This is a genomic window from Aquisalimonas sp., assembly GCF_007120195.1.
GTDB lineage: Bacteria > Pseudomonadota > Gammaproteobacteria > Nitrococcales > Aquisalimonadaceae > Aquisalimonas.
Window position 1 is genome coordinate 1 of sequence record NZ_SKOG01000245.1, and the last position, 7,604, is coordinate 7,604.

Sequence of the window (7,604 nt, forward strand, 5' to 3'; positions counted from 1 at the left end):
CCGGGGCCAGCACCATCTGCGGGAAACCGCCCTTAGTGACCACATCAGAGACGGCCTCGCGGGCATAGGGGAACAACTGCGCCGGGCAGTAGCTGCCAAGAAGCGTCTCCAGGGTCTTGTCGTCGAACCCGGAGAGCGCGAAGATCCCGGCCTGCTCGACTTCGCAGAGGTAGGCGGTCTTGTCGCCCTGTTTGGCGGTCACCGTGATGCGCACTACCGTTTCATAAGAGCTTTCCGCGATCTTCGTCGTGCGCGTGTCCAGTTCGACGTTGACCTCGGGCTTCCATTCTCCGGCGAAGATCGCCGGCGCGTTAGGGACCTCAAAGGAGACATCCCGCAGATAGATCTTGCGGATGGCAAGCTGCTGTTTGCCCTCTTGCGGCTGGCGTGGTCCGGCGGCGGCATCTTCTTCTGCCATGGCGACGACTCCCTGGTGAGCGTTGTTTAGGATTTAGACTGAATGGGTAGATGGGCCTCCTGCCAGCTGGCGTAGCCGCCCTTGAGCTGGTGGACCTGTTCGAAACCGTTTTCCTTGAGCTGTTTGCCGGCCTTCGCGGCCTGCATGCCCTGGGCGCAATAGACAATAATCGGTTTTTTCTTGTGCTTGTTCAGCCGTTTGTGCCTTTGGTCAAGATTACCAAGGGGGACGTTGACGGCATTTGGCAAGTGCCCCTTGGCGAAATCCGCCTCGCTGCGGATGTCCACGAACAGGGCGTCCTCACGATTATACAGCCGCGTGGCCTCATTCGTGTCGACGGTCGTTACGCCACGGGCAAAGCGACTGAATTCGCTCACGAAAATCCACAGAATGATCAGGCCGAGCGCGAGAAACAGCACCCAGTTGTTGATCACGAATTCGAGCAGACGGTCCATACGGCGTTTTCCTGGTAAGTCTGTGGGCGAAACCGGAATCCGGCATCATGGGCTGCTTGCCCTGATGCCGGCGCGTCAGGGTAGCGGTTCGGCGCGTAGGCGCCAATGGGGGCGATGGATGGACCCAGTATGCGCCCTGGCCGTGCGACCGGAAAACGCCGTATTATACAGGCGCTTCCGGGTCCGTGAATCGCTGTCTTGCGCGCGCCGATATGACGCGTGTGCATCAATCCTAGTCTCAGGTGCCCAGGTGCCGATAGCCGTACTAGTACGCACGCTCTTGCTATTCGCCTTGGCGCTCGCATTGGCCGCGCCAGCGCAGTCCGATGACTACCGCGACAAGGCAGAAGCCCTGGAGGCGCTACGCGAGCGCATCAGCGTGATCGAGAGCGACCTCGAGGAGCGCCAGGTGCAGCGCGATCAGGTGGCCACCGAGCTGCGCTCCCTGGAACAGGCGATCGGTGACACCCTGCGCCGCCTGGAGGCTCTGGATCATCGTGTGGAGGCTCGTAAAACCCAGGCCGAGGAACTGCGCGAGGCCGTTGATGCCCAGGAGCAGGCCGTGGCTGGGCATCGTCAGGTGCTGCAACGAGAGATCCGGGACGCCTATACCAGCGGCCGGCAGCAATACTTGAAACTCCTTCTGAATCAGGAGGATCCGGCGGCGCTGGACCGTCTGCTGGTCTATGTCGACTACATCGGCCGGGCTCGCAGTGAACGCATACGCGAGGCCATGGCGGCCATGGAGGACTACCGGGCCATGCGTGCCGAGCTTCACGATGAGCTCGATGAGCTCGATGGATTGCGGCGGGAACAGGAAGAGGAGCGCGAGCGGCTGGCGGAGCGCCGGCGTGTTCGGGAATCGGTTCTGGCACGCGTGGAAGCGGCAATCGGGGACGATCAAGACCGCCTGGAACGACTGGAGGGTGACGAAGAGGAGCTTCAGGCGCTCGTCGATGAGCTCCAGCAGGCGCTGGCGGACATCGCCGACGAGGAGGTCGAGCAGGCGCCGTTCCAGGAGCGGCGCGGGGAGCTCCCCTGGCCCGTGGGCGGGGAGCTGGCCGCGGGTTTCGGTGATCGCCGCAGCAGCGGTGGCGACTGGCATGGCGTTCTCGTGCGCGCTGACCCCGGTACCCGGGTGGAAGCCGTGTCCTATGGGCGGGTGGTGTTCGCGAACTGGTTGCGCGGTCTCGGCTTATTGTTGATCATCGATCATGGCGACGGATACATGACGCTCTATGGCTATAACGAGAGCCTGTACAAGGATGTGGGTGACTGGGTTGACAGCGGCGACGTGATCGCGCGGGTGGGAGACAGCGGCGGGCGGGATCAGGCGGGCCTGTATTTCGAGCTGCGTGTCGAGGGCCAGCCGGAAGACCCGTTAAGCTGGCTGGACAGCAACAGGCCCTAGGAAAAGGTGTGATAACGCCATGAATGTTACAAGACCCCTGTTCGCCCTGATGGCGGGCATCATGCTCGGGGTGGCCGCAACCGTGACCACGAACGTGGTCGCGGACCGCTCCGGTGCTTCCGGTGGGTCCATCGATTTGCCGCTGGAGCACTTGCGGGCCTTTAGTGAGGTGTTCTCGCGAATCCGCTCGGACTATGTCGAGGAGGTTTCAGCGGGCGATCTCATCGAGGACGCTATCCGCGGCATGCTGGCTGGGCTCGATCCGTATTCCAGCTATCTCAAGCCCGATGAATTCGAAGAGCTTCAGTCCGGCACCCGCGGTGAGTTCGGTGGACTCGGCCTGGAGGTCGGCCGCGAGGACGGTTTCGTCAAGGTGATCGCCCCCATCGACGATACACCGGCCGAACGTGCCGGGTTGCAGCCGGGTGACCTGATCATTCGCGTCGACGGCGAATCCACGAAGGGCATGGAGCTCAACGAAGCCGTTCGCCGTATGCGCGGCGAGCCAGGGACGACGATCGAGCTGACGGTGGTGCGCGAGGGTCAAGATGCGCCGTTTAGTGTGAGCCTGGAGCGTGATGTGATCCGCGTGGTCAGCGTCAGGGCGCGCATGCTCGAGGACGGTTTCGGCTACGTGCGCATCAGCCAGTTCCAGTCACGGACGGGTCCGCAGCTGCTGGACGCACTGGAGGAACTCAGCGCCAAGGGCGAACAACCGCTCAAGGGCCTGGTGCTCGATTTGCGTAATAATCCCGGCGGCGTGCTGCAGGCCGCAGTGGCTGTATCCGACGCCTTTCTCAGGGAGGGCACGATCGTCTACACCGAGGGCCCCCGGGAGCGGGCACACATGGACTTCGATGCCACCGCGAACGACGCGCTGGCCGGTGCGCCCATCGTGGTTCTGGTAAACGGTGGATCGGCCTCTGCGTCCGAAATCGTGGCCGGGGCGTTGCAGGATCACCGGCGGGCGGTGCTCATGGGCGCGCCGACGTTTGGCAAGGGCTCGGTCCAGAGCGTTCTGCCCCTGAACAGCGGTTCGGCGGTGAAGCTTACCACGGCCAAGTATTTTACGCCGTCCGGGCGCTCGATCGAGGCCGATGGCATTGCACCCGATGTGGCCATCGACGAGGCCCTGCGCGTTGCCCGCGACGAGGATGCCGGGCGGGAAGGGCGCGAGCCCGACGAACAGCCGCAGGAGGGCGTCGAGCGTGAGCGGGATGAGGACGCCGTGGAACGCCGCCGCGAGATCGCCCGTGACGATTACGCGATCTACGAAGCGCTGAACCTGCTCAAGGGGCTGAATATCCTGCAGAGCCAGGCTGAGGGGCGCTGAGGCCCCGGGCAGCACAGCTGGCTTGGCCGCGCGGCTGCGTGCACATGCAGGCGGGTCTGCCCGTTTCGATCCCGGCGGCCCGGCCGCCAAGGCCCCAGGGCGCGTGGTCGACCGGCGCGCATGCAGTGCGCTCGGCGGTGAAATGATGGTGTAACACTTTGACTGCGGCTACTATGTTGCGCCGCAGTGTTGGGGTATAATTAGAATCGCTACAACAGCTCCGTCAGCGGTTGTCGCTCCCACGCTATGTCTTATTCAGCGTCCCTGAGGGGTCCAGCAATGCAGCGTCTTTTTTGCCCGTTACTGTGTCTAGCGCTTGCTGCGGCTGTCCCGGCAACGGCTGGTGCGAGCGGGAGCGCGGGTCAATCCCCCCTGAAGCTCGAGCTTCAGCTCGCGGCCGACGACTGGCTCCTCGAAAATGACGCCAATAGCGCCATGGCCCTGTCGGCTTTGCCGGCGCGATCGCGGTTGTCCGATCCTGGTCTTGATCGCTCCGGAAGGGGCTTTCGCGTAGGGGCCATCGTGCCGTCGCTGTGTGAAGACGATCTCCCCGGCAATGACGTGCTCGATGCCTACAACCGCGTGATGACCTGCGATGAGGACAAGCTTGGCGTGGCCATCTCCATCCGTAACTACTAATGCTCCCTCGGGCGGATTAGACCTTCCTGCGCGACCGAAGCCACCAGGGAGCCGCGGCGATCGAAAATGTGACCACGGGTGAATCCGCGGGCATTGGAGGCGCTGGGGCTGTCCATGTGATACAGCAGCCAGTCGTCCATGCGGAATTCGCGGTGGAACCACATGGCGTGATCCAGGCTCGCCATCTGGGTTTGTCCCTGAAAGATGGTGCGGCCGTGGGGTAACAGTGCCGTTCCCAGCAGCCGGAAATCCGAGGCATAGGCGAGCAGCGCCCGGTGGACCGTGTCGTCGTCAGGAAGTTGTCCCGCGGCACGAATCCAGGAATTGCGAACAGGTGCCACCGGTTCAGGCGCCATGGGATCCTCCGGGTCGATGGGCCGAATCTCGATGGGCCGCTCCCGCGTGAAGGTTTCGCGAAACGCCTCCGGCAGCCGCTCCCGGTGACGCTCCATGATTATCCACTCCGGCTCCACATCGTCCGGTGCGGGGATATCCTCTGGCATATCCAATTGGTGGTCACTGCCCTCCTCGCGGATCTGGAATGACACCGACATGTTGAAGATCGGTCGTCCATGCTGAATCGCAACGATGCGCCGGGTATTAAAGCTGCCACCATCGCGGGCGCGCTCCACGTCATAGACGATGGGTGCCTCGACATCGCCGGCGCGCAGGAAATAGGCGTGCAGGGAATGGGCGCAGCGGTCCTCCTCCACGGTGCGGCCGGCCGCCACCAGCGCCTGGCCCAGCACCTGCCCCCCGAAGACGCGGGTGCCCACGATATTACGGCTTTCGCCGCGAAACAGGTTGGTCTCCAGTCGCTCCAGATCGAGCAGCCGCACCAGTTTGTCCAGTTTTGCGTTCATGATGTCTCCATGATCAAGATACCAGAGCCCCTCCCGGGTTCACCGGCGCAGCCAGCTTACTGCCAGTATCCCCAGGCCGAGGGTGCCCAGCCCCCAGGTGGCCACCGCCACCCCTGCCACGGCCGGTCCGGCGAATACGCCAATGCCCTGCCCGACCAACGCCCCGGCCAGGATCAGGGCACCGAGGAACGTGCCGTCCCGGCGCCACGCGCTGCGATCCACGCTCGCCCGCAGCGCACCGAGTTCCAGCCGCTGCTCATTCATCTGGCGTCGCGTGTCGTGCGCGGCTTCAAGGGCCTCGAGCAGCCGTTGTGGCATGCGCGGCAATTCCTCACCCCAGTGCGGCAGCTCGCGGCGGATATTACGCATGACGGCGCCGACGCCAAGCTGGCGCCGCATCCATTGTTCCATGTGGGGCTTGGCCGTGCGCCAGAGGTCCAGGTCCGGGTAGAGCTCGCGCCCCAGGCCCTCGATATTGAGCAGTGTCTTTTGCAGCAGCACCAGTTGCGGCTGAACCTCCATGTCGAATCGGCGGCCCGTCTGGAACAGCCGCATGAGCAGGGCCCCGAAGGAGATTTCCCGCAACGGACGCTCGAAGATCGGTTCACAGACCGTGCGGATGGCTGCCTCGAACTCCTCCACCCGGGTACCGGCGGGTACCCACCCCGACTCCACGTGCAGTTCGGCGACGCGGCGGTAGTCACGGTTGAAGAACGCCAGAAAGTTCTCCGCCAGGTAGCGGTGGTCCACCGGTCCAAGGCTGCCGACGATGCCGAAATCCACGGCGATGTAACGGGGGTCCGCCGGGTTGCTGGTGTCGACAAAGATATTTCCGGGGTGCATGTCGGCGTGGAAGAAGCTGTCACGGAAGACCTGGGTGAAGAAGATTTCCACGCCCTTCTCCGCCAGGCACCGCATGTTCACCTCTTCGGCGCGCAGAATCTCCATGTGGTTGACCGGCACGCCGACGATGCGCTCCATGACCATGACACTCTCGGTGGTCAGGTGGAAGTGGACCGCCGGGACGTAGAGCAGGTTCGAGTCCTGGAAGTTGCGCCGCAGCTGTGAGGCATTGGATGCCTCGCGCATGAGATCGAGCTCGTCGATGAGCGTCTTCTCGAACTCCGCTACCACTTCCTTTGGTCGCAGCCGCCGACCATGGGACCAGTAGCGCTGGGTGAGTGCGGCGAAGGTGTACATGAGGTCCAGGTCGCGCCGGATGATCGGTTCGATATCCGGGCGCACCACCTTCACCACGACCTCCTGGCGGTCCCGCAGCCGCGCCCCGTGGACCTGGGCGATGGAGGCCGAGGCGATGGGCGTGTCGTCGAAGCGCTCAAAGATGTCGGTTATTGGCAGGCCAAAGGAGCGTTCGATGATCGCCCTGGCACTGACCGCCGGGAAGGGTGGCACCCGGTCCTGCAGACGAGCGAGTTCCTCGGCAATATCCGGTGGCAGCAGGTCGCGGCGGGTGGAGAGGATCTGGCCGAACTTGACGAAGATCGGACCCAGCTCCTCCAGGCTCCGGCGAATGCGTTCACCACGGCTGCCCTGACTGCGTTGGAACCAATTCCAGGGCATGAAGTAGCGGGTCCAGCGCAATGGGCGGAAGAGCCGCGTGGCAAGGATGACGTCGTCCAGGCCGTGTTTGACCAGGACCCAGTTGATATGGATAAGCCGCACGACGCGCCCGATCATTGTCCCGCGCCCCGTTGCTGCTCCAGGCGTTTGATGCGTGCGGCGAGGCGGTCAGTATCCTCCCGCAGCCGGTCCACGTCGTCCAGGAAAGCGTCCACTTCCAGGCGCGACGGCAATTGGCGCTGCTCTTCGGTCAGGTATTCGGCCAGGCCTTCGCCGGCGGCCGTAGCGCTGTGCCGTAGCCAGTCGCTGATGCCGCGTACGGCCCGCCCGAGGCGATGGGCCGGAGCGTCGCCCACGTAACCGGCGAGGGCCTCCTCCCAATCCAGGTCCAGCTCCCGAAAGAAGCGCCTGGCCTGCTGGGCGACAGCGGGGTCGCCGTCAAAGCGCAGCCGTCCGCCCGCTGCCTCCGGATCCCGGGCCATGGCGATCAGGTCGGCCAAGGCACCGGTCACGGTGACATCGGCCCCAGCGGCGGGCTCGTCCGCCTCGATCAGCTCAAGCCGGTCCGCATGGAACGTCACGATGACGGTCACCTCCGGTTCGGTGAGCTGCACGCGCAGTCGCCGCTCAGCGAGGGCGGACAGCCGGCCGCCTGCCTCCGGGTCCATCCGGATCACACTGTTGACGATGTGATTGGCCGGGCGCAAGAGCAGGCTGAACGGTCCCATGGTTGTCCTCCCGGCGTGTGACACTAGTGTCCTGTCCCGTAAATACGTTGCGAACATTGGCGTGGATCCTGACGGTTCCTGGCAAGGCGCGCCGACGAGGCGTAGCGGGGACTACGGCGAGGAGGCGCAACGCCGCCAGGGGCCGTCAGGGCCGCGACAATCGTAACGTTATTTGC

At 64.2% G+C, this 7,604-nt stretch carries 8 protein-coding genes; 3 read left to right on the plus strand and 5 right to left on the minus strand.

Annotated features, from left to right (window positions below; genetic code table 11):
- Positions 1 to 418 (minus strand): protein-export chaperone SecB (gene secB, locus QZT63_RS17225; RefSeq protein WP_290652885.1); only part of this gene is annotated, 418 nt, incomplete at its 3' end.
- Positions 419 to 444: 26 nt separating this feature from the next.
- Complete coding sequence (locus QZT63_RS17230; protein WP_290652887.1) at positions 445 to 873, minus strand: rhodanese-like domain-containing protein; 429 nt, start codon at positions 871 to 873, stop codon at positions 445 to 447.
- Between the two features lie 250 nt (positions 874 to 1,123).
- Here QZT63_RS17230 and QZT63_RS17235 point away from each other — a divergent pair, with 250 nt between their 5' ends.
- From QZT63_RS17235 to QZT63_RS17245, 3 genes are all read left to right on the plus strand, one after another.
- Positions 1,124 to 2,284 carry a peptidoglycan DD-metalloendopeptidase family protein gene (locus QZT63_RS17235; protein WP_290652889.1) on the plus strand — a complete coding sequence of 387 codons (1,161 nt, stop codon included), beginning with the start codon at positions 1,124 to 1,126 and terminating at the stop codon, positions 2,282 to 2,284.
- Positions 2,285 to 2,303: 19 nt separating this feature from the next.
- Positions 2,304 to 3,617, plus strand: a complete 1,314-nt coding sequence (locus QZT63_RS17240) for a S41 family peptidase (RefSeq protein WP_290652891.1) — start codon at positions 2,304 to 2,306, stop codon at positions 3,615 to 3,617.
- Positions 3,618 to 3,896: 279 nt separating this feature from the next.
- Positions 3,897 to 4,256: a hypothetical protein gene (locus tag QZT63_RS17245; protein ID WP_290652893.1), complete on the plus strand. Its 360-nt coding sequence runs from the start codon at positions 3,897 to 3,899 to the stop codon at positions 4,254 to 4,256.
- Here the strand turns inward: QZT63_RS17245 and tesB are convergent.
- Genes tesB through QZT63_RS17260 form a run of 3 tightly spaced genes read right to left on the minus strand, consistent with a single transcriptional unit; the run spans position 4,253 to position 7,428 of the window.
- Positions 4,253 to 5,119 (minus strand): acyl-CoA thioesterase II, encoded by an 867-nt coding sequence (gene tesB, locus QZT63_RS17250; RefSeq protein ID WP_290652895.1) that lies wholly within the window; start codon positions 5,117 to 5,119, stop codon positions 4,253 to 4,255. The genes QZT63_RS17245 and tesB overlap by 4 nt on opposite strands.
- Before the next feature lie 39 nt (positions 5,120 to 5,158).
- Positions 5,159 to 6,817, minus strand: coding sequence for a ubiquinone biosynthesis regulatory protein kinase UbiB (gene ubiB, locus QZT63_RS17255; RefSeq protein WP_290652897.1), 1,659 nt, complete (start codon positions 6,815 to 6,817; stop codon positions 5,159 to 5,161).
- The gene (locus QZT63_RS17260) at positions 6,814 to 7,428 is read right to left on the minus strand and encodes an SCP2 sterol-binding domain-containing protein (RefSeq protein ID WP_290652900.1); all 615 of its coding nucleotides are present in this window, start codon (positions 7,426 to 7,428) and stop codon (positions 6,814 to 6,816) included. Before QZT63_RS17260 ends, ubiB begins: the two co-directional genes overlap by 4 nt.
- Between the last annotated feature and the right edge of the window lie 176 nt (positions 7,429 to 7,604).

What these genes read in the sequence shown, in the direction of transcription:
- QZT63_RS17245 (WP_290652893.1), top strand. Translation starts at nt 3,897, where the DNA reads ATGCAGCGTCTTTTTTGCCCGTTACTGTGTCTAGCGCTTGCTGCGGCT.
- QZT63_RS17260 (WP_290652900.1), bottom strand. Translation starts at nt 7,428, where the DNA reads ATGGGACCGTTCAGCCTGCTCTTGCGCCCGGCCAATCACATCGTCAAC.
- tesB (WP_290652895.1), bottom strand. Translation starts at nt 5,119, where the DNA reads ATGAACGCAAAACTGGACAAACTGGTGCGGCTGCTCGATCTGGAGCGA.
- QZT63_RS17240 (WP_290652891.1), top strand. Translation starts at nt 2,304, where the DNA reads ATGAATGTTACAAGACCCCTGTTCGCCCTGATGGCGGGCATCATGCTC.
- QZT63_RS17230 (WP_290652887.1), bottom strand. Translation starts at nt 873, where the DNA reads ATGGACCGTCTGCTCGAATTCGTGATCAACAACTGGGTGCTGTTTCTC.
- ubiB (WP_290652897.1), bottom strand. Translation starts at nt 6,817, where the DNA reads ATGATCGGGCGCGTCGTGCGGCTTATCCATATCAACTGGGTCCTGGTC.